Here is a 22,426-nt window from a genome sequence, read left to right as displayed (position 1 = left end):
TCTTTTTAAAATAAAAAAAACAGGTCTGATGTGCAGAACTGCCTGTACTATATTTCAATGTTCAAGTTTTCTCTTTTCCAGTTTTTATATTTTAGTTTGCAATGGAGGAAATGCTGATGGAAGTTTTTCTAGATGTTAGTATGATTAAGGGATGTATGTTGTTTTTGCAGTCTTTGCATATGATAAAATCGATTACCGAAAACAAATGTTTTTTAATGAAAATACGTATATAGAGGTGAAATTATTGAGACATACTCTCACAAAAAGATATTAGTATTCAAGATTTTTATTGACTGAAAGAAGAACTGCACATACATAGTAAAATGGGATAGAGAATTCTGATAGATCGAAACATTTAATCAGATAGGAGCTATAAAAATCCACATAGAAATTCAATGGTTAATACTAAGCTTAAACGCAAGATAAAGTAATTCTTGATACAGTCATTACCTTAATACTTGTTGGAGTCACATCAGCCATCAAGTATTAAGGTAAAATAAAGCAACAATTTATTTGAAAAACTGCCTTGAATAAAGAAAATAAATAGAGGCTCCATCTTTCACTTATTATGTATTAACAAAAAAAGAAAGTACCCTTTTAATAAGAGTACTCTCTTCCTTCTTTTTACTTCTTGATGAAGTAACTATATTACATGATGTTTTTTAGAGCTAATGAAATTGAAACCTTTAATTCTTTTAATTGTTGTTCTTTTTGAAGGAAATGCTGCTCGGCTTCTTTTAAGGTTACTCGTGAAAATTGAATAGCTTCCCCTGGTTTGACCTGAGCAATTAATGGTAAATCTGCAGTAATCACTTGAGCTATCTTAGGATATCCCCCCGTTGTTTGGCTATCCGCAAGAAGAATGATAGGGTTTCCATCAGGAGGAACTTGAACAGACCCGTTAGTTACTGCTTCAGACAATAGCTCCCTTTTATCCTGTAACTCTAACAAAGGACCTGATATTCTATAGCCCATACGATCAGATTGGTTTGAAACTTTAAACAAATTCTCTGCAAAACTAACTTTACTAGAGTCCGTAAAATAATCGTACTGGCTTCCATCTATGAAACGAATAACTGGCATGCGACTTGGCATAAACTCCTTTTCATTGACAAACCACTTTGGAGCGATAAACGCTTCTTTAAACTCCCGTTTATCTAGAATCGTAGAAGTTTCATTAAAATCCACAACATCATCTACTTTTAATGCTCTTCCCTTATAGCCCCCAATTTCCCCTCTTAGATATGTACTTTTACTATTCATAACTGTAGAAATAGCGTATCCTCCCGCTACAGACAAATAAGTCCTACAACCTGTTTTACATCCCGCGAATCGAAGAATAGAGCCTTTTTTTACATAAACAGGCTTCCACATTGGAACAGCTTGACTGTCAATAGTAGGTGATAAATTTCCACCTGTTATCGCGATCAAGCAATTTTTTTCTATGTTAAGAGTCGGACCCATTAACGTAATTTCCATGGCCGCTTCACCTTCTTTATTGCCAACTAACATATTGGCAATTCGTAGGGAATATGCATCCATTGCGCCGCTTACAATCACTCCATGTTGCTGAAACCCTTTTCTTCCAAGATCCTGAATACTAGTTAATAATCCCGGTTTGATTACACGCAGGCTCACTGTAACCCCTCCTTAAGAATAATTTCATTATACTCTTGATTAGAAATTGGATGGAATTTCACAATGTCTCCTGCTTGTAATAGACTTGGAGGATTTACATCTGGTAAGAATAGTTTGGTTGGCGTTTGTCCAATTAATTGCCACCCTCCAGGCGTAGATATTGGATATACACCCGTTTGCATACCTGCAATTCCAACTGCTCCTGTTGGTATGGACATTCTAGGAGAAGATCGTCTAGGTGTTGCAATTTTTTCTGACAGTCCACCGAGAAACGGAAAACCTGGAGCAAATCCAATCATATAGGCTAAATACTCACCATTTGAATGAATATGGATGACTTCATCAGTAGTTAAATTATTATAACGAGCTACATATTCCAAATCCGGGCCATATTCCCCCCCATAACATACAGGAATAGAAACAGTTCGATGTGTCAGCTTTTTATCTTCTTTTAACCACTGTAGTTTCCTTTCCATGATAGAACGAACCACTTCATATGGAGAAATAAATTCATCATTATTGCTTTGTTTTTGTTTCTTATAGATAACTAGAGGATCATAAAATACTGTCAAATTTGTAAAAGCCGGCACACATTCTATAAATCCAACAAAAGGTTCATCTTCAAGCAAATCCTTAAACATTTTAATTTTTTTGTGAATGTCGTATTTAATTTCATTCCCAAAAGTAATCACGATTGCGGAATCGCCTAAGGGAGACAGTATGCATGTATTCAAAAGCTTTTCCGGCATAGAACTCAACTCTTTCTGTTAGTAATATTATAAAACGCCTAATTTTTCATCACGGATATCCGTTATAAACATATGTCCTGGTGCATGCGTAATCATAATCGCCGGTTTTGTTTCCATTGCGATAGATTGAGGCGTTACTCCACAAGCCCAGAAGACCGGCACTTCTCCTTCACGAATCGTTACTGCATCACCAAAATCAGGTTGCTTTATGTTAGAAACACCAATCGCCTCCGGATCTCCAATATGGATTGGACCACCATGAACAGCAGGAAAACGCGATGTAACTTGAGCCGCTCGCACCACATCTTTCTGAGGAATCGGACGCATGCTCGCTACCATTTTCCCGTGAAATACCCCTGCTTCAACACATGAAATATTCGTTTTATACATCGGTACATTACAGTTCTCTTCAATATGACGAATGGAAATATCGTTGTTTAAAAGGGCATGTTCAAATGTAAAGCTGCAACCGATTAAAAACCCAACCATATCATCTTCCCAATAATCTGAAATATCCGTTACTTCTTCCATTAATTCACCATATTTATATATCCGATATTTTGGAATATCTGTACGTATATCACCAGACTGAGCAGCAAATTTAGGAATAGGAGAACCAATTTCTGTTACGTCTAGAAGTGGACAAGACTTAGGATTACGCTGACAAAACAATAAAAAATCAAAAGCATGCTCTTTTTTTAAGATGGCCAAGTTCGCTTGTGCATATCCGTTTGCCATTCCAGCAGTTGGCTTAATCAATTCATTGTTGCGGATCATTGCGCGCAATTCAGCCGGGGTAGCTTGAGAAAGATCGATCATTAATATTCATCTCCTATTAAGAACTGGGAGTCAGTGACAAACTCGCACGCCACTTCCACCCCGTTTTATTGATGTATCATTAAAAAAGAGCGGGCAGTTGTTTCATTAATGTATATACGCCCATTAACGCCATGACGATTACCACAAATACACCTGAAATCGTCAACCATAAAGGATGTTTATAATCACCCACAATATTCTTCTTATATGCCGCAATTAAAAGTGTACCAAGTGCAATTGGTAAAATCAGACCATTAATTGCCCCTACTACAAGTAGTACTTTAACCGGTTCCCCAATTAACAAAAAGCAAATAGTCGATACTACTATAAAGCCAACAATTATCCAGTTCGCCTTATTATTTATTTTTTCGCTGAATGTCCTGATAAATGAAACGGAAGTATATGCGGCTCCAACAACTGATGTGATCGCGGCAGCCCACATGACGACACCAAACATTTTATAACCTACATTTCCAGCAGCAAGTTGAAAAACGGATGCCGCAGGGTTTTCTGAATCAATTTGCAAGCCTTTAGATACAACACCTAGAACTGCTAAAAATAATGCAACTCGCATAACTGTGGTTATTAAAATACCCATTACTGAACTCTTTGTTACTTGTGGCAGTGCTCCGACACCTTTCACTCCTGCATCCAATAGACGATGACCGCCAGCAAATGTAATATAGCCACCCACAGATCCTCCAACTAATGTAACGATTGCGATAATATCAATCTTATCAGGTGCAAATGTCTTCACTACTGCTTCTCCAACTGGAGGGGAAGTTGTCCATGCAACATATATCATCAAGCAGATCATAAAAAAGCCTGCAATTTGTGTAAAGCGGTCCATGGCTTTTCCTGCTTCTTTTACTACAAATATTAATACTGCAATAACTGCACTAATTGCTGCCCCAGTTGTTGGGGAAATTCCAATCATCGCATTTAGACCAAGTCCAGCTCCTGCGATGTTCCCTATATTAAATGCTAGCCCCCCCATAACTATGAGTGCCGCTAGAACATAACCTAGTCCAGGGAGAACCATGTTTGCAATCTCTTGTCCTCGTTTTTCAGATACAGCAATAATGCGCCATACATTTGTTTGTGCAAAAATATCAAGAATAACTGAAATAAGGATAACAAACCCAAAACTTGCTGCAAGACTTTGGGTATAAACAGTTGTCTGCATTAAAAAACCTGGTCCTATGGCTGATGTTGCCATAAGAAATGCTGCACCTAGCAATAAGGTCCTGTTAGTTTTTGGCTTAGAATGATTTTTTTTCGGGTCAGTTGAATTCTTGATTTGCTCCAATGGAATCTGCCTCCTAGATGTTTGTGATTTTATTTAGAAATAGACTTAACTGTAATTTCAGATATTTCTAAGGATTTTTTTACATGACTTGCAAAGGTTAAAGCATGTGCTCCGTCCCCATGAATACAAATTGTATCTGCCTTTAAAGTCACATCAGTTCCTTGCTGTGACAAAACCTTTCCTTCTTTAACCATTCGAATTACTTGTGCAACAGCTTCATCATCATTTTCTATCATTGCATGCGCTTTCATACGAGAAGTCAATGAACCATCTTGTTGATATGTCCGATCTGCAAACACTTCACTAGCCGTTTGTAATCCAATGGTCTGTCCAGCACGTATTAATTCACTGCCCGACAAGCCAAATAAAATGAGTTCAGGATTAATTTTGTATACAGCTTCAGCTATGGCAAGAGACAACTCTTTATTCTTTGCCGCCATATTGTACAAAGCACCATGTGGTTTAACATGTTGCATATTCCCGCCTTCAGATTGCAAAAAGCCATTTAATGCACCAATTTGATAGACAACAATATCATAAGCTTCCTGTGGTGAAATATTAATATTGCGTCGGCCAAAACCAATTAAATCTTGTAATCCAGGGTGGGCACCAATTTTTACATCTTTCTCTAAAGCAAGTTGAACCGTTTTTCTCATAACGGTCGGATCGCCCGCATGAAATCCACAAGCAACATTTACAGATGTTACATAATCCAAAATCTCTGCATCATTTCCAATTCGATATGAGCCAAAACTCTCTCCTAAATCACAATTCAAATCAACTGTATTCATTGTAGACTCCTCCTATTTACAGAAATTTCGAACAAAAAAACCTATAAATATGTAGATAAAAAAATAAGTATTTCACATTCATTAAATTTCATAAATTCCGAAATTCGGAATTGGTGTTTCATATTTCGGAATATTCTTATTCTAGCATGTTTTTTTTATTTCGACAATACAATTGTTAGCTAACCTAACATATGTTTTTGTATTTTTTCATTTATCTTGAATATCATTGATGTTTTCTTCTAATATTATCTTTGATTAAACAGAAGATTATCTACATAGATGTAATATCAATAAACCGGCAAAAACATATGCTAAACCTTTTTTTCTGATAAAAAAAGTCGTTGATTCCTATGATATGGAATCAACGACTTTAATTTTCATTCTATATGTTGGTTCAAGTTAAACTTGCGACTTTGTATTTTCATTACTATGGCGAAATATCTTTTCAAGTCTTCTCATTTTTAATTAAATCGATTTATAGAAAATAGTGAGATATCATTCTCACTTTTACCTGAAATAATAAGGTCACTCAAAATTTCTCCCATGACACTGCTGAATTTAAAACCGTGTCCAGAGAAACCTGCTGCTATAGCAATGTGTGGATAATAAGGATGTTTATCTACTATAAAATGCTCATCAGGGGTCATGGTGTAGATGCAAGTTTTCCCATATTTCATTTTTTGATCAGCAGGCATATATTTCCGCAAAAATTTCACCAAATCTCCCTCATCTTCATCCAATTCACCAAAACCCTCGATACAGCCATCAGGATTTATACTTTTTCCCCCATCATGTCTCCCTATTTTCATTCCAGAACCATTTATACTAGGAAAGCCATAGTATGTACCAACTGAAGTATCAAAAGTAAAAGCCGGAAAATCATTATGATTATATAATTTTTCATTTGCATGAAACCAGGCAAATGTTTTCCTAATGGGTTCTAGCGGCAGATTCAAATCTAACATCGCCAATATTTTCGGGGCCCATGCCCCAACTGCAACCACTAAAGATTCTGAGTGAAATGTCTGTTCATCCGTTTTAATCGTGACCCCATTGCCATGAACAACTATCTTCCTTACTTCACTGTTTACAATGATGTCCGCACCATGCGATTTCGCAAGTTGGTGATACGCTCTTAAGCACTCTTCACTTTTCAACACGCCCGAAGTAGATTCATAGCACCCAATGTAGTCTTCTGGCAGTGTTATTCCAGGCCATCTATCATGAATTTCATGTGAATCCAAGATTTTCATTGGTAAGCCATATTCCTTTGAGCCCGCTTTCACTTGTTTAATGAAAGTGGAATTTTCGCTTCCAGCATTCAGGACCCCCGTTGGAAGAAATAATTGTTTCCCCGAATTTCTTTCCAATTCCCCCCATAGCTTTTGGGATTTAAGTGCCAAAGAAATATACTCCCTGCCTTCACCATAAGCATGTCTAATAATTCTTGTTTCCCCGTGATGGCTGCCCTTATTATGAGGAGGAGCAAAGGAATCCAATAATAATACTTTTTGTCCATTCTTTGCTAGATAGTAACCTGAGGACATTCCCATAGATCCAGCTCCAATTACAATTACATCATAGTGCATCTTACATCCCTCCTCCTTTAAATATGATCCTTCCTTTTAAAAAAAGGAAGCCATTTTACCTTATTTAATAAAGTAAAACAGCTTCCATATGGTTTTAGAACTCTATTTCCCCGATCGACATTTCAACGAGTTTCACTATTTCACCTTCATGAATTTGCCTATAAATCGCTTCAATGTCAGGATGGAAAAAGCGATCTTCTTCAACCTTCGGGACTTCGGTCCGAACTAAATGATAAACCCTCTCCGTAACCGGTGACGGTTTCAATGGTAGATGAAAATCCATCGCTTGCGTTGCCGTCATCAGTTCAATGGCTAAAATATATTCAAGTTTCTTCGAAATCATATAGGCTTTCTTCGAAGCGAAATAGGCAAAACTTATCACGTCTTCTTGATTTGCGCATGTAGGGATATTATCTATTGTTGCTGGATGCGAGAGCACTCTGATTTCATTTAATAGCCCGGCAGCTGTATATTGTGGAATCATGTAGCCACTATTTAAACCTGGATTAACCACTAAGAAATTAGGTAATTCACTAAGGTGATGGTTTACAAGCCGATCTATTCTGCGTTCTGTTATTTTGGCTAAGTTTGCTAACGCAATGGAAATCATATCCGCGTATATCCCAACAAATGACCCATCAAAATTCCCAGCCATTAGTGCAATTCCATCTTCCTCTTCCGGAAAAATCAGAGGATTGTCACTTACAGAGTTCATTTCATTCTCGATTGAAACAGCAGCGTCTTTCAATACTCTTTTTATGGCTCCATGGACTTGTGGAATGCATCGTAAGCTAAGTGCATCTTGTAATCTATGTTCCTTGTAAGCATCAATGATTTGGCTGCCTTCAAGAATCCTTGTTACATTTCTGGCTGTCTTAGCCTGTTCCTCATGTTTTTTCAATGCATGTGGACGGGGATCAAATGCTTTTATTGTACCTTTTAGCACTTCTAATGACATAGCTCCCGTAATGTCCGCGGTTTTTGCTGCTTGCATGCTATTGTATAAAGCCAGGACAGCCATCGCAGTGACGGAAGCAGTTCCGCTTATAAGAGCAAGCCCTTCCTTACACCCAAGCGTAACTGGCTTCAATCCAGATTGTGCTAACGCATCCTTTCCCGGAAGAAGCTCATCATTGTACCACGCCCGTCCCTCCCCGATCACCAATAAGGACATGTGGGCTTCAGGAGACAGATACCCCACTGACCCCTCACCTGGAACATAGGGAAGTATATCGTGATTTAACAGTGAAGCGATAAGCTTTAAAACTTGTAAACGGACCCCTGAATAACCCTGGCCTAAATTCACGAGTATCATCAATTGAATGGCTCTTACGACTTCTTTTTCAAGAGGTTCCCCTACTGAAACAGCATGTGAACGAACAATATTCCGTTGAAGGGTTTCTGCGTCTTGTGGAGAAATCACTTCTGTCATATTACTGCCAAAACCTGTCGTTACACCGTAAATCAATCTATTATCTTCTAAAAACTTTTCTATTAAGCTTCGTGATTTATCTACCCTTTCACAATATGCCTCGGTGAAAGTAACTTTTGCACCATATCTTGCAACCGCTATTATCTCTTCGATTGAGGCTGCACCATCACCTAGTGCAACCTCTTTAATATCTTTAGGGTGTAAAAAATCGGTCGTTATCATCCTTACACATCTCCTCACCTATGACTCATCAAGAAGGAGAAAAAAATTTGGTCCTTCTCATTTATTAACTGGAAATTAATCTTATGTTATTTTCTTATTTTCTGTAAAGGGAATATCGGTTCCCTTCGATAAGTTTCCCGCTTCTAGCAAAGGGTCACTTGCTTCATGCAAAGAAAGATTCTTCGTTTCAGGTGCCCAGGCTATCGATACGATCAAGCCAATCAGCAGAATTGCTGCCATTCCTGCCATTGAAGCACTTAATCCAAATGAACTTAAAGAAACAGGCAGCAGAAATGTTCCAATCGCAGAACCAATTCGACTAATTGCCGTAACCATACCTATTCCAGATCCACGGATCTCAGTTGGAAAAAGCTCTGCTGGGTATACTAATGTAAGGTTTGATGCTGCTGACATGAAAAAAGTAAAGATCAAGAAGGCTATCAACATTAAGAATTGAGTACCATTGTGTAAGAAGCTGAGTGAAAACAATGAAACGGTAAGGATCGTGAAAGCCCCGATAGTAAATCCTCTACGAGAAAATTTTGCAAGCAACCAAAGACCAAAAATTGCCCCAACAAGCAAGAATAGATTTAACATGGTATCGGCAAAAAAGTTTTGTTCAAAACCCATTGTACTTAGTATAGACGGAAGGAAAGTGTAGATTGCAAAGTACGGAATAACAAGAGTTAATTTGAATATTCCACCAAAAGCCGTACGCTTACGAAGCTTTTTACTGAAAAGTCCACGAAATCCTAGAGTCCTTTGATTTTCAGTACCAGTAATCGTTTCTCCCATTTCAACGTTTGATCCAAGGTGTTTTTTTACAATCTGGCGAGCTTCTTCGACACGCCCCATGCTGACAAGCCATCTTGGTGATTCAGGCGTTCCTATTCTTAAGATTAAAACCACAATAGCAGGAATGGCAGCACTAACAAGCATCCAACGCCATGAGTCTGAACCAACCTGTCCCAGGTAATGACCAACAAAGTTTGATGCTACATATCCAAGCGTCCATACTACGTTTATAGATGCGAGGAGCGAGGAGCGATACTTTTTTGGTGAAAACTCGGCGAGTAGAGTCGTACCGACGGCATAATCTCCTCCAAGTCCAAAACCAATTAGTAACCGTAAAATGAAAAGTTCTTCCGGACCACTAACAAAAAATTGTAAAATAGTAGCTACCGTGATAAGTAAAAAGTTTACGAGAAAGATTTTCTGTCTGCCTACACGATCAGAAAGTCTTCCAAGTATTAAAGATCCGGCAAACAGACCGATTAAAGCGGAACTGCCGATCAGTCCTGCCCACATAGCATTCATGTTCATTTGAGGCCCGAATACTGTCAATGCCATCGCAATGATCCCAAGGGAATAGCCATCACAGAAGCTTGAACCGAATGTAAGTCCAGCAATTCGAAAATGAAACTTATTAAATGGGGCATCGTCTATAGTGAATTTTTGTTCGTTCAAAGAATCCCCTCCATTTTTTGATTTATCAGATTTATGTATCAAAAAACTATTACTGTAATACTCCGGCAGTGTCCCTGATATTAAATGAACAGATTTCAGTTCCACTAAATAATGATATTTTACTGACATTACCAAACAAGGAATGTACACCTGCATGCATGTTAGAAATTATTTTACAGCTAGCTTTTCATTTTATGATTAAGCTTAATACTATAATGAAAATTCAGCAATGAATTATGAAATAACAATCTTTTTATAATTTATTTCATATTTTTCTATCTTTTTTGTCTTTTAAGCTATGAATATATAGTTTCTCTTCTTAATTTTAAGATTCAACTAACCATAAATCATTGAAATAAATGACTTCACTAAGGATTTTACAGCCTTCTATTACCTCGAATTTTTCCCTAGCTTCCTTTTCTGTGGTAAACTCAAACATTTTTATGCCATTTTTCGAATGGATAGTGATTATCCACATAAAATTCCCTCCACATGGAAGATTCATTTCCACGATTTCCTTAAAACACTTTCATTTAATTTCACTGTAAAGCAGTAAAGCATTTAACGCTGGCAATGGGTAGGATGATAAACCACCATCCTACCATTCAGCACCATTACATTTGATAAATACTTCTAAAAGCCCATTCCATCCCCTGATTTTTACAGCGGATGGAATGGGTAGATATTGATTGAGAATTGAGGCCGTATCTTTTTTTAGTGATTTTTAAAGTCCAGTCAGGCTTTTGGAATCAGTCTTCACTCTGTCATTCACTACTTGCACACCATTTTTCCATACAGACTTAACGTGATTGACCCCAAATAAATATTGCAACTCCTGATAGTTTTCAACATTCCATAAAACGACATCCGCTTGTTTTCCAACTTCAAGCGATCCGACCTTTTCTTGCCTGTTGATTGCACAAGCAGCATTGTATGTCGCCGCCGTTAGAGCTTCTGCAGGGGTAAGCCGCATCGAAATGCATGCAAGATTCATGACAAGCGGCATGGATGTCGTCGGTGAAGATCCGGGATTGCAGTCGGTCGAAATGGCAACAGCTACACCTTCATCAACCATTCGTCGTCCAGGGGCCGCTTCTTCTCGTAAATACAGGGCGGTAGCTGGAAGCAAGCAGGCAATGGTGCCTGACTTCGCCATAGCAGTAATCCCCTCATCGGAAGCCTTTAACAAATGCTCAGCTGAAATGGCTCCTATCTTCGCAGCTAATTCAGCTCCACCGTATGGCTCAATTTCATCAGCATGAATTTTAGGGATCAAGCCGTACTTTTTCCCCGCATTTAAAATCCGCTCAGATTGTTCAGGGGTAAAAACCCCCTTTTCACAAAAGACATCATTGAATTCTGCAAGCTTTTCTTCAGAGACGATTGGAAGCATATCATTAATCAGATGATCAACAAATTCATCCTCACGGCCTTTATAATCCTTTGGAACCGCATGGGCTCCCATGAAGGTAGGAACTAAATCAATCGGATGCTCTTCCTGTAACTTTTTCATCACACGCAACTGCTTCAATTCGGTTTCCAAATTCATTCCATAACCACTTTTACCTTCTACTGTAGTCACGCCATGAGCGAGAAACGAATCAAGTCGTCGCATGGTTTGCTCCATCAATTCTTCTTCACTTGCTTCCCTTGTCATGCGGGTGGTAGCATGGATGCCCCCACCTGCGTTCATAATATCCATATATGTTGCGCCTTCTAGACGCATTTCAAATTCACGTTCCCGACTCCCGCCATATACAACATGCGTATGTGGGTCAACTAGCCCAGGTGTCACCAAATGGCCAGTTGCATCAAAGACTTCCGCTTCATGCATTCTATCTGCATAGAGTTCTTCCAATTCTTTGGTCGTACCGATCGCTTGGATCAAACCAGATTCCATCCATATACTTCCATCTTCGATCAACCCAAGCTCTGACATTGCCTCCTTGGAACGAGGACCTTTCCTATCAGAGGTAAGGGTTGCAAGTTGAGCGGCATGTTTTATCCAAATTGGTTTTGTCATTATTTATCAATTCCTTTATCAAGCATCGGGATATTAATACCTCTTTCACGTGCTGTTTCCTCTGCCAGTTCATATCCTGCGTCAACATGACGCACTACACCCATCCCAGGGTCCGTTGTCAACACTCGCTCAATCCTTGCTCCTGCTTCTTTTGTGCCGTCTGCCACAATTACAACGCCTGCATGCATGGAGTAACCCATTCCTACGCCGCCGCCATGATGTACGGAAACCCAGGTTGCACCGCCCACTGCATTCACCATTGCATTTAAGATCGGCCAGTCAGCCACTACATCCGAACCATCCTTCATGGCTTCAGTTTCACGATTCGGCGAGGCGACAGAGCCTGAATCCAAATGGTCACGCCCAATCACTATTGGTGCCTTCAATTCACCGCTTGCAACCATATCATTGAGGATTTTACCAAAACGGGCGCGCTCCCCATAACCAAGCCAGCATATGCGGGAAGGCAGACCTTGGAACTGGATTTTTTCTTGAGCCATTCTGATCCAGTTACATAAATGTTCATTATCAGCGAATTCGCGTAAAATTGCTTGGTCTGTTTTATAAATGTCTTCTGGATCACCAGATAAAGCCACCCAGCGGAATGGACCTTTTCCTTCACAGAATTGTGGACGGATATAAGCTGGAACGAAGCCTGGGAAGTCAAAAGCATTCTCTACCCCTTCATCTTTCGCAACTTGACGGATATTGTTTCCATAATCAAACGTCACGGCTCCTTTATCCATCATTTCAAGCATTGCTCTTACATGTTTGGCCATTGAAGCTTTAGAGAGTTCAATATACTTTTCTGGATCGGAATTTCGTAATTCTGCCGCTTCCACCATTGACATACCTGAAGGTGTATATCCATTTAGCGGATCATGGGCCGAAGTCTGATCCGTCAAGACATCAGGAATGAAGTTCCTTGCGATCATTTCCGGAAGAATATCGGAAGCATTCCCAATCAAACCAATCGATAATGCTTTCCCTGCAAGTTTAGCTTCATTGGCTAAACGAATGGCTTCATCCAATGAATCCGTTTTCACATCGGTATAACGAGTCTCGATCCTTCTGTCAATTCTTGTCTCATTTACATCGATCCCGATACAGACACCACCGTTCATTGTAACTGCTAGCGGCTGTGCCCCTCCCATTCCTCCTAAACCTGCCGTTAAAGTAATGGTACCTTTTAACGAGTTATTGAAATGTTGTTTTGCAAGCTCGGCAAAGGTCTCATATGTACCTTGTACGATTCCTTGAGATCCAATATATATCCAGCTGCCTGCTGTCATTTGCCCATACATCATCAATCCCTTTTTATCAAGTTCGTGGAATGTTTCCCAGTTCGCGTATGCAGGGACGATATTTGAATTTGCAAGCAGGACACGTGGTGCATCCGAATGCGTTTTAAAAATGGCCACCGGTTTCCCTGATTGGACCAATAAAGTTTCATCTTCTTCAAGCTCTTTTAGTGATTTGACGATTGCATCAAAGCATTCCCAGTTACGAGCTGCTTTCCCAATCCCTCCGTATACCACCAAATCTTCTGGACGTTCAGCGACTTCAGGATCCAAATTATTCATTAACATTCTAAGCACTGCTTCTTGTTGCCATCCTTTTGTATGCAATTCTGTTCCTGTATATCGGATAACCTTGTTTGTAATCGTGTTCATTTTCATTTCCCCCTTGTTTTTGTTATATTTTCATTCTATAAGAAAAATTCAGAATAATTTATTATAATTTAATGATAATTTTATAATTTATCGCAATCTTTTGTAGTTAACTTTATTTTTTTATGAGTAATTTCACAAATTACATTGTTATGAAATAAATAAAAAGGACGATTCATATATTGAATCGTCCTTTTTTATAATCCAGACCGATATGCTGATGGTGTACAAGCTTCAAGCAGTTTGAATTTGGCATTGAAATAAGTTTGATGTGAATAGCCGGCCAATTGTGAGATTTCCTCCAATGATAAATCCGTTTCCTTTAATAAACGTTTAGCTTCCCTAATTCGAACTTGATGCAGCGTATTTCGAAAAGACTCGCCGGATTCAGCTGCAAAACGACGGCTGAGTGTGCTTTTATTGATACGCAGAGTATCTGCACAACTCGCTAGATTCCACTGGGCGTCCCAATAGTTGGACTCGATCAGCTCTCTTGCTTTTTCGCAAAGTGTGCGTGCCCCTTCCTGTAATTGTCCATGATCCTGCAGAAGCATATGGGTGGTGAATGCATGCAGCTCTTTTACTATTTGATGAATGACAGGTTTATGTACAATTTGCTGAAATACATCATAGTATATTGCTTCTAAAGAGGCAGTTTGCAAGTTGTAGGATTTCATATGCCTACGAATCTGCGCGAGTACGCTTGTAAGGCGAATACGAACGATTTCCGGGTCAGGGTATGGTCGTTCATAAGTTAGGAATTCACGTTCAATCCAGTTCCTGATGGCTTTCGCATCCCGCCTTTCGAGCATTTCTATCCAAAGTCTTTGTTCAAGAGGAGTGAGGAATGGATCCATTTCTTGAGGAGAAGTCTGTTGACTTTCGGCTAAAATGATATCATATCCATCGAAAAAGATTTGTCTCGTAAATTCACGTGTTTGCTGATACATCCTTTTTAAAGACTCATCTGAAGTTGCCGCTTTTATTATGATGGCAAGGGGCTCATCCATTCTTTCTTTCCAGTGAGCAAGGAACGCTTGGTACTCTTCCTTATATACCTCCATTTCCTTTGTTTCCTGAACACATAAAATAAAATCCGATAAAGCGAAGATTTGATTCTTCCCAGTAAAAGAATATCGTTGCAGTTCATCATAAACTAAAGGAAGGGTCTTGTTATCAGGTGTCAAAAAAGCGACCATGGTTATTCGACTTTCATGCCTCCGGTCTGTCAAGAAGAAATCAGGATACCCAATATCCAGAGAATTCTCATCATCCATAGTGTTTGTCGAAAGAAGACCTGGACCATTTCTCAATTGAAAACGCAATTGTTGGATATGTTTTACCAAATCCGCCGAAGAAAAAGGACGGAATAAAACATCTTCAGCACGAAAACGTAAGGCTCGATAAGCCGTTTGAAAGATTCGCTCAGATGATATGCCTAACCATCGTATTCCCCTCCGCTTTAACGAAACACCCATCGCCTCACTATCATCCGTCCAAATATCCATATCCAAAATAACGAATTCCGGTTGCTGATTGCGCATGCCCTTTTCAAATTCTTCAATCGTTTTCCATAAGATCAGTTTAACTCCCGTTAGGTGGGACTCCACTATCCACCGAATTCCTTGAGCCTCAATCTCATCTTTTGCCACCAAATGAATTTCCACATCATCACCTCATTTCTGCTGTTATTCCTGTAATGAATAAATATGAAGTCAGCACTTGAAAAGAAAAGGAAAGGAATCCCTGGTCTTTTCGAATGCACTTGTATCTCATCTCCATTCTAATCCCGCCGAAAACTACAAACAAGTCTTATTGGGCAGAACCTGCGATATAGATTAAATATTGACATGCTTAACTGGAATTTTCATCCCATATATATGTACTTCCTATATGAAAATATAAAAAGAAACATCATGGAAACCTTGTGATTTCCAATGATGTTTCTTTTTTAGTCACTTTTAATCTTCAATACATTTAGAACCGTTATAATTGATTAATATTGACTTCAACTTCTTTTACGATGTTTTCATCTGAAGCACTTGTCAGTTTTAATGATAATAGGGTGATGACTCCTATAACAAGTAATCCAGATAAAATAAACATCCCTTGAGTAAATGCAACAGTTCCGAGAATCATCGGTCCTACAAAACCGCCTAAAGCCGCAAATGAATTGACTAAGGCTATTCCCACTGGTGCAGTGGACTCAGTGAAGAAAAATGTCATATAGGCAAAGAAACATCCACTGAATCCGTATAACCCGAAAGATGTAATCGTTAACATAAGCACCATCATAAAGACACTATCCGAAAATCCGCACCCAATAAATCCGACAACTGCTATCATGAGACAAACGAGCAAGTGTGATTTATGTTCATTGGTCCGATCTGAATTCCAGCCTACAAACATAATGGCAGGTATACCGACTAACGATGGAATCATCGCTAACCAGCCTATTTCTAAATTGGTTGTTGCATTTTCCGATAAAGATTTTATGATTGTTGGCATCCAGAATGACAATCCATAGATAGATGTGTACCCTGCGAAATAAAAAATGGCCAACTTCCAGATTTTCAAATCTTTCAGCATATCAAGCTTAGTGACTTTATTTATTTTCGAGCTAACTTTCCTTTCCGCACTCAATTCCCCTTCTAACCAATCACTTTCTTCCTTAGATAACCATTTAGCGTTCGTCGGTCTATTAGATAAATAGAAAACAACAAAAACACCAATAATAATGGCCGGAATGCCTTCAAGGATGAACATCCATCTCCACCCTGCCATACCCAACCAGGTAATATTGTCAAGAATCCATGTCGACACAGGCGCACCAATCAATCCGCCAATCGGTAGGGCTAAAAGCAAAACCGCTGTTGCCCTTCCTCTTTCGCGGGCCCTGAACCAATAAGTTAAATACAAAATAATACCAGGGAAAAAACCAGCTTCGGCGACACCTAATAAAAAACGGAGAATATATAAATGCATCGTTGTTTGCGCAAAACCTGTTAATATTACCACAAGCCCCCACGAAATCATTATACGGGCAATCCATATCCGAGCTCCCACTTTATGCATGATCATGTTGCTAGGAACTTCAAAAAAGAAATAGCCTATGAAGAAAATACCAGAAAGCAATCCAAAAACTTCAGCTGATAAGGCTAATTCAGCATTCATTTGTAAAGCAGCATAGCCTAAATTGACCCTGTCCAAGTAAGCGATGATATACAGGATCAAGATAAATGGAAGAATCCGTTTCATCGTTTTACTGATCGTTCTTTTCTCAATTTCACCACTGGAATGATTCATGATTATTTCCTCCCTTTTCATTCTGCTATTTCCAAAAAAAGTTTACCGCACATCTCTTTTCCTGATTCCCGACATTCTGGTTCATTCCTAGACTCTCAATTTATCCTGATACCACCCCCCTCCATCTACATATACTGAATCCAACAATATTAAAAATACAATCCATATACTCAGGGCTAAAGAGGAATAAGCCTTTCTACAAGACAGTAACCGATTGTATAGGAATCTTAAGAAAAATATAACAAACTATTCACCTAATTCTTCTATTTGAAAAACATCCTATTTAAACCTGAATTAACCTTCCCCATACTTGATCTCAAAACTTTGTAAGCGCTTTCTGAATGTGCGAAATGCAATTAAGAAAGCGTTGTGAATATTCATGATCTACGTTAGATTAAATAGACCACCAATCATTTAACTAGACTGTAGTCTGATATTAAACTATACAGGAATATTCTGTCAATTATCATTTGGAGGTTTTTTATGATTGAACCCAGAAAGAAACAGCTTAGGGGAGAAAAGACTCGTGAAAAAATTTTAAAAATATCTTTAAAGCTATTTAGCGAAAAAGGTTATGATAAAGTTACCGTTGACGAGATCGTGAAAAAAAGCGGCACATCAAAAGGGTCATTTTACCAACACTTTTCAGCGAAATCGGACATTTTTTTAGTTAGATTCATAGAAGTCGATGATTACTATCGCGAAGTCTTCCGTTCGTTCCCAGTCGATATGGACGCTACAGAGAAATTGTTTATTTTCATATGCAAATTAATGCGTTTTCTGGAAGAAGAAATGGGCAAAAATTTAATGAAAGTGATTTACAGTTCCGCTTTAGATTCAAAAGAACATACTTACTTTTTGAATTCAAATCGCTCACTCTTCCAAATTATTCGTTCATTAGTTGAAGAGGCTAAAGAACAAAACAACATTGACACTGACCAATCAGTTAACGAAATTTCACAGCTTATCATCCAAAGCCTGATGGGAATCATCTATCATTGGGGATTAAACAACTCAGAACAAAGCTTGGAATCACTTTCCATACCGCTAACCAAAACAATCATTAATGGGCTGAAAACTAAGAACTAATACATAAAACAAAAGATTCATTTTCGGAAAAACTGACATTTAATTCAAATTAACCCCTTTCTCACTGAGTGGTAAGGGTAACTCCATTAGTCTATAAAGTTCATACATTTCATTATTTCAATTGAGTATCAGACATATTAAACAAGGAGTCGAAAGCCAGATATCATGAAACGATTTTTCTTTATCACCCTATATGCACTATTATTTGGATTATCACTGCAGGCTTTTAATTTCAAGCTTGACCACCCTATTGCAGAAGATATCAGCCGGCTGATGCCAGTTAAAATGAAATCGATAAAGGCAGAAGATAGTGAAGAGGCAATCAAGAAGGTTGTTTTGGATGCCGAAAAAAACGATGATCCAATTTCCATTGCCGGAATGCAGCATAGCCAAGGAGGTCAAACGTTATATCCAAACGGGATCCTGCTCGATATGAAGCACTATGATGAAATACTTGATTTGGATGTAAAAGAAAAACTCATCACGGTCCAAAGCGGAGCAACCTGGGCTGTTCTCCAGGAATATATAAACCCATATGGACTTGCACTGAAGGTCAGTCAATCTCAAAACATTTTTACCATTGGCGGTTCTTTGAGCGTTAATGTCCATGGCCGCGATATCCGTCATCATGCCTTGATAGAAACCGTGGAATCTTTTAGATTACTTAACGCAAAAGGACAAATCCTTACAGTGAGCCGCGAAGAAAATTCGGAGCTCTTCCATTCGGTTATTGGCGGGTATGGTTTGTTTGGAGTAATTCTCGATGTAACACTCCACCTTACCGATGACGAACTTTATAAAATTAAAACTAAATCACTCCATTATGATGAATATACGTCGTACTTTAAAAGGGATGTTCTTCAAAACGATGATGTTAAAATGCATCTGGCAAGAATATCCGTTGCTCCTGGCTCCTATTTGGATGAAATGTATGTAACGGATTATTATAGGGCAAATGACCAAACAAAGCTATCTAGCTACAATTCTCTCAAACGGGAAACGATCATTGCCGTGCCTAAATTCTTTCTTGGCCTCTCACGTTATAATGACCGGGGTAAAAAAAGGTTTTGGGAAACTCAAAAATCCTACACGGCCAATATTAATGGTAACTTGGTTTCGAGAAATAATGTGATGCGGTCGGACTCTGCCTTTATGGATTACAGCAACCCATCCAAAACCGAAGTGCTGCAAGAATACTTTGTTCCGATTGATCAATTTGCTGATTATATCGATGATTTAAGAAGAACCTTATCTGATGAGAAAGATTTTAATTTATTAAACATTACAATTCGTTATGTGGAACATAATGATGAATCCCTCATGTCCTATGCCAAGGATGATATGTTCGCTCTAGTGATGCTCATCAATCAAGGGACAGATAACGAAAGTAAGGAAAATACAGGAAGGGTCATCCGTAACATGATTAATGTGACGCTTGACCATAACGGCAGCTACTATTTGCCCTATTATGGGTATCCAACCAAGACACAATTATTTGAAGCGTATCCGCGTACTGAGGAATTCTTTCGATTAAAGAAGAAATATGATCCTGATAATCGCTTCATGAATCTTTTCTATGAGGAGTATCATTCATGAATTATAAACGTTTTGTTTTTTACCAAGGCACTGTTGGAATGGCTGCCAGCATGATTTTCCCTTTTTATATTTTGCTAATCAAAAATGTAGGCACCAGTTATTCGCAATTCGGGTGGGCATATGGAATATTCTCACTGACTGCAGCACTATGCTATCCTTTAATCGGAAAATTCACTGACAGAGACGGTGACAAAGCATTTCTCCTTATCTATTCATGGGGGATGGCACTTATCCTTCTTGCCTTTCCTCTCGCATATGAAATTTGGCATGTATATCTCCTGCAAATCATTATGGGGATACTAGGGGCTGTACAAAAAAACACTGAAAAAACGGTACTTGCAAGATATGTTACAAAGAAAACAGCGGGTGAGGAAATTGGAAACTACCATGTTTGGACATCCATCGGTGCTGCAGCTGCGGTGATTGCAACCGGATATTTAGTCGACTTTTTAACGATTGGCAGTATCTTTTACCTTGCATCCTTAATGTTTGCCTGGAGTGGATTTATCATAATGAAGATGGATAAAAACGCTTCACTATCTAATGCAGAATAAATAAAATATAAGCATTTATTACTGGTTAGCGCTAATAAATCAGTTACCTTTAGTAGAAGAAGCATCTGCATTAACCTCAGCAGATGCTTCTTCTACTATATAAATCATTTGCGGATCAAAAACAAAAAATGATCTTACAAAGATATATTAAACCTGCTCCCCTTTTCTCAATTTAGTTTCGTTAAATATACGTATTCTAAACTTTCTGCGTTTATTAGTACAATTAAAGATAACGGACCAGAGCACATATAATAAAATACTACTTTCTTATCAACTTGGTTATTGTTTTTCCGTCTAAAAAAACTAATGACATCATAATTATGCCCATTCCAATCAACTGATGAATAGACAACGCTTCATGTAAAAAGAAAAAGCCTAAAATCATTCCAATGACCGGCACTATATAATTACTATATGAAGTAAATAATGCGCCTTCTTGCCGAATCAGCCTATTAAATAATGCATAAACAACACCTGCATGGAAAATGCCTAAAATCGCTAAATAGATAGATTGAGATCGTGCTAAATCCAATTTGAAAGATTGCTCAAACAAAAGGGACATGGGAATGAGCAATGCACTGGCAATCAGTAATACATTTCTCATATGAATAACAGAAGATCCCTCGTTTAATTTCTCCATGAAAATCAATGATAATCCAAAACTCATGGCAGCCAATATCAATAGGATGTTACCCTGAATACTGTTAGTGAGGTCTTGGAATCCTTGTGTTGGCCAGGAAAGGAAGACAATACCTGCAAATCCGGATAGGATACTTGTAATCTCCGGCCTTGTGCTTTTTCTTTTGAAAAATGCTAGTAAAAAGAGGATGGTAAATATAGGAACCATCCCAATCAGCACCGCTGCGATACTGCTAGGCACCGATTTCTGGCCTTGTGCAATAAACACGAATGGTAGTACAACCTCGAAAAAAGCAATGATTATATACCATTTATAATAACTCCTAGGTACTCTTCGCTCTTCTTTTGCTAAAAAAAAACCAATGAAGAGTAAACAGATACCGCCGATACATGCTTTGATAGCTGACAATGTAATAACCCCAACATTTTCTATAACTAATGCAATAAAGAAGAATTGAGATCCCCATATACCACTAATCAAGAGTAACAACACATATTTATTCATTCACTTTACCTCCCTTTTCAGCAATGGATCGACAATAGTCTTACTAATATGCTTTGATTGAATTCCACCAAAATAATTCGTGCCGATTACCCCAACAAGAATAATGATTGCACCTATAATATGATAATAATGAATCGATTCATGTAAGAAACTCACCCCTGCTATAATCGTAATCAATGTCGCTAAATTACTAAAAACGCTCATTTTAGATGCTGGTAATATAGATAATGCATAGTTTGATAAAAAAGCGGTAAGCAGTGACGATAATACCCCAAGATATACGATTGATATGAGGAATGCACTACTTGTGAAGGGTAATAAAAAGCTACTTATAGATTGGTTAATTATATGGTTGATGATGGCCATACTATTAAAAGTCACAAATCCAAAGAATGTCATCACATAAGTTAACATAAATAGTGAATATTGCTTTGTTACCTTCCTCGCTACCACATTATAGAAAGCGGCGGCAATCGAGGATAATAAGATTAGGATCGTTCCTTTCAAACTGTGAGCCGCAAGTTGCAAGTCATTCATGACAAAGATAAAGATAACCCCCATCACAGAAAAATAAAGGGAAATTTTTTGACCTTTGCCTGCATATTCTTTCAAAAATAATGAAGCTGATAATAACGTGAAAATTGGTATGGTCGCTTGGATAATACCCGCTTCTGAAGATGAGGTATATACGAGCCCAAATACTTGAAATGTAAAGAATAAAATTGGATAAAGGAACACTAACGGAAGAATTTTCAAAGTATCGGTTGCGCTCATTTTCACTGATGTCCTCCGATACAGCTTAATAATTATCGCGATCAAAAAAGCCATCGTAAATCGATGTGCCAATGTATCTAACGGACTCGCTTCCATTAATGATATTTTTGTAAAAATAAATGAAAATCCAATAACAAAGGCATATAGTATCGCCGCAATATAGGCTTTTTTATGTTCTGGCATATTGAATAAATCCTCCTTTTCAACACCCGGCCGGTTGTTAGTATCGTATTAAAAGTTCCACTACGATACAA

Annotated in this window: 18 protein-coding genes; 3 read left to right on the top strand and 15 right to left on the bottom strand. The window is 38.3% G+C overall.

All coding sequences use genetic code 11. The annotated features are described in order from the left end of the window. Positions 1-648: 648 nt before the first annotated feature. From NYE63_RS12200 to NYE63_RS12140, 13 genes are all read right to left on the bottom strand, one after another. Entirely contained in the window at positions 649-1,638 is a 990-nt protein-coding gene (locus NYE63_RS12200; RefSeq protein ID WP_342605331.1) for a biotin-dependent carboxyltransferase family protein, read from the bottom strand. After that, positions 1,635-2,387 carry a 5-oxoprolinase subunit PxpB gene (gene pxpB, locus NYE63_RS12195; RefSeq protein WP_342605330.1) on the bottom strand — a complete coding sequence of 251 codons (753 nt, stop codon included), beginning with the start codon at positions 2,385-2,387 and terminating at the stop codon, positions 1,635-1,637. Before pxpB ends, NYE63_RS12200 begins: the two co-directional genes overlap by 4 nt. A 27-nt stretch (positions 2,388-2,414) precedes the next feature. Beyond that, positions 2,415-3,206 (bottom strand): putative hydro-lyase, encoded by a 792-nt coding sequence (locus tag NYE63_RS12190; RefSeq protein WP_342605329.1) that lies wholly within the window; start codon positions 3,204-3,206, stop codon positions 2,415-2,417. A gap of 79 nt (positions 3,207-3,285) precedes the next feature. Then, positions 3,286-4,425: an NRAMP family divalent metal transporter gene (locus NYE63_RS12185; protein ID WP_342605743.1), complete on the bottom strand. Its 1,140-nt coding sequence runs from the start codon at positions 4,423-4,425 to the stop codon at positions 3,286-3,288. Between the two features lie 119 nt (positions 4,426-4,544). After that, positions 4,545-5,306 carry a 5-oxoprolinase subunit PxpA gene (gene pxpA / locus NYE63_RS12180; RefSeq protein WP_342605328.1) on the bottom strand — a complete coding sequence of 254 codons (762 nt, stop codon included), beginning with the start codon at positions 5,304-5,306 and terminating at the stop codon, positions 4,545-4,547. 461 nt (positions 5,307-5,767) lie between these two features. After that, complete coding sequence (gene solA / locus NYE63_RS12175) at positions 5,768-6,895, bottom strand: N-methyl-L-tryptophan oxidase (protein ID WP_342605327.1); 1,128 nt, start codon at positions 6,893-6,895, stop codon at positions 5,768-5,770. Positions 6,896-6,989: 94 nt separating this feature from the next. Next, a complete protein-coding gene (hutH, locus tag NYE63_RS12170) occupies positions 6,990-8,549 on the bottom strand; it encodes a histidine ammonia-lyase (RefSeq protein ID WP_342605326.1) in 1,560 nt (519 codons plus the stop codon). Between the two features lie 81 nt (positions 8,550-8,630). Then, positions 8,631-10,016 carry an MFS transporter gene (locus NYE63_RS12165; protein ID WP_342605325.1) on the bottom strand — a complete coding sequence of 462 codons (1,386 nt, stop codon included), beginning with the start codon at positions 10,014-10,016 and terminating at the stop codon, positions 8,631-8,633. Between the two features lie 325 nt (positions 10,017-10,341). After that, the gene (locus NYE63_RS12160; RefSeq protein WP_169803980.1) at positions 10,342-10,494 is read right to left on the bottom strand and encodes a hypothetical protein; all 153 of its coding nucleotides are present in this window, start codon (positions 10,492-10,494) and stop codon (positions 10,342-10,344) included. Positions 10,495-10,740: 246 nt separating this feature from the next. After that, positions 10,741-12,039 carry an imidazolonepropionase gene (hutI, locus tag NYE63_RS12155; RefSeq protein WP_342605324.1) on the bottom strand — a complete coding sequence of 433 codons (1,299 nt, stop codon included), beginning with the start codon at positions 12,037-12,039 and terminating at the stop codon, positions 10,741-10,743. After that, positions 12,039-13,712: a urocanate hydratase gene (hutU, locus tag NYE63_RS12150; RefSeq protein WP_342605323.1), complete on the bottom strand. Its 1,674-nt coding sequence runs from the start codon at positions 13,710-13,712 to the stop codon at positions 12,039-12,041. The genes hutI and hutU overlap by 1 nt, the downstream gene beginning before the upstream one ends. A 194-nt stretch (positions 13,713-13,906) precedes the next feature. After that, positions 13,907-15,376 (bottom strand): helix-turn-helix transcriptional regulator, encoded by a 1,470-nt coding sequence (locus NYE63_RS12145; protein ID WP_342605322.1) that lies wholly within the window; start codon positions 15,374-15,376, stop codon positions 13,907-13,909. Positions 15,377-15,695: 319 nt separating this feature from the next. Beyond that, positions 15,696-17,015, bottom strand: coding sequence for an MFS transporter (locus NYE63_RS12140; RefSeq protein WP_342605321.1), 1,320 nt, complete (start codon positions 17,013-17,015; stop codon positions 15,696-15,698). 483 nt (positions 17,016-17,498) lie between these two features. Here NYE63_RS12140 and NYE63_RS12135 point away from each other — a divergent pair, with 483 nt between their 5' ends. The 3 genes from NYE63_RS12135 to NYE63_RS12125 all read left to right on the top strand — a co-directional run bounded on the left by NYE63_RS12135 (position 17,499) and on the right by NYE63_RS12125 (position 20,254). After that, the gene (locus tag NYE63_RS12135) at positions 17,499-18,104 is read left to right on the top strand and encodes a TetR/AcrR family transcriptional regulator (RefSeq protein WP_342605320.1); all 606 of its coding nucleotides are present in this window, start codon (positions 17,499-17,501) and stop codon (positions 18,102-18,104) included. A 165-nt stretch (positions 18,105-18,269) separates the two neighbouring features. Further along, complete coding sequence (locus NYE63_RS12130) at positions 18,270-19,700, top strand: FAD-binding oxidoreductase (protein WP_342605319.1); 1,431 nt, start codon at positions 18,270-18,272, stop codon at positions 19,698-19,700. Beyond that, positions 19,697-20,254 carry an MFS transporter gene (locus tag NYE63_RS12125; RefSeq protein ID WP_342605318.1) on the top strand — a complete coding sequence of 186 codons (558 nt, stop codon included), beginning with the start codon at positions 19,697-19,699 and terminating at the stop codon, positions 20,252-20,254. Before NYE63_RS12130 ends, NYE63_RS12125 begins: the two co-directional genes overlap by 4 nt. A 259-nt stretch (positions 20,255-20,513) precedes the next feature. Here the strand turns inward: NYE63_RS12125 and NYE63_RS12120 are convergent, their stop codons facing one another. Both NYE63_RS12120 and NYE63_RS12115 read right to left on the bottom strand, forming a co-directional pair. Then, positions 20,514-21,398: an EamA family transporter gene (locus NYE63_RS12120; protein ID WP_342605317.1), complete on the bottom strand. Its 885-nt coding sequence runs from the start codon at positions 21,396-21,398 to the stop codon at positions 20,514-20,516. Continuing rightward, positions 21,399-22,355, bottom strand: a complete 957-nt coding sequence (locus NYE63_RS12115; RefSeq protein ID WP_342605316.1) for a DMT family transporter — start codon at positions 22,353-22,355, stop codon at positions 21,399-21,401. Positions 22,356-22,426: the final 71 nt, after the last annotated feature.

This window comes from Peribacillus sp. FSL E2-0159, assembly GCF_038643155.1.
GTDB classification, from domain to species: Bacteria; Bacillota; Bacilli; order Bacillales; family DSM-1321; genus Peribacillus; species Peribacillus simplex.
The sequence above is the reverse complement of the archived record's forward strand: the minus strand, read 5'-3'. Positions and strand labels throughout refer to the sequence as shown.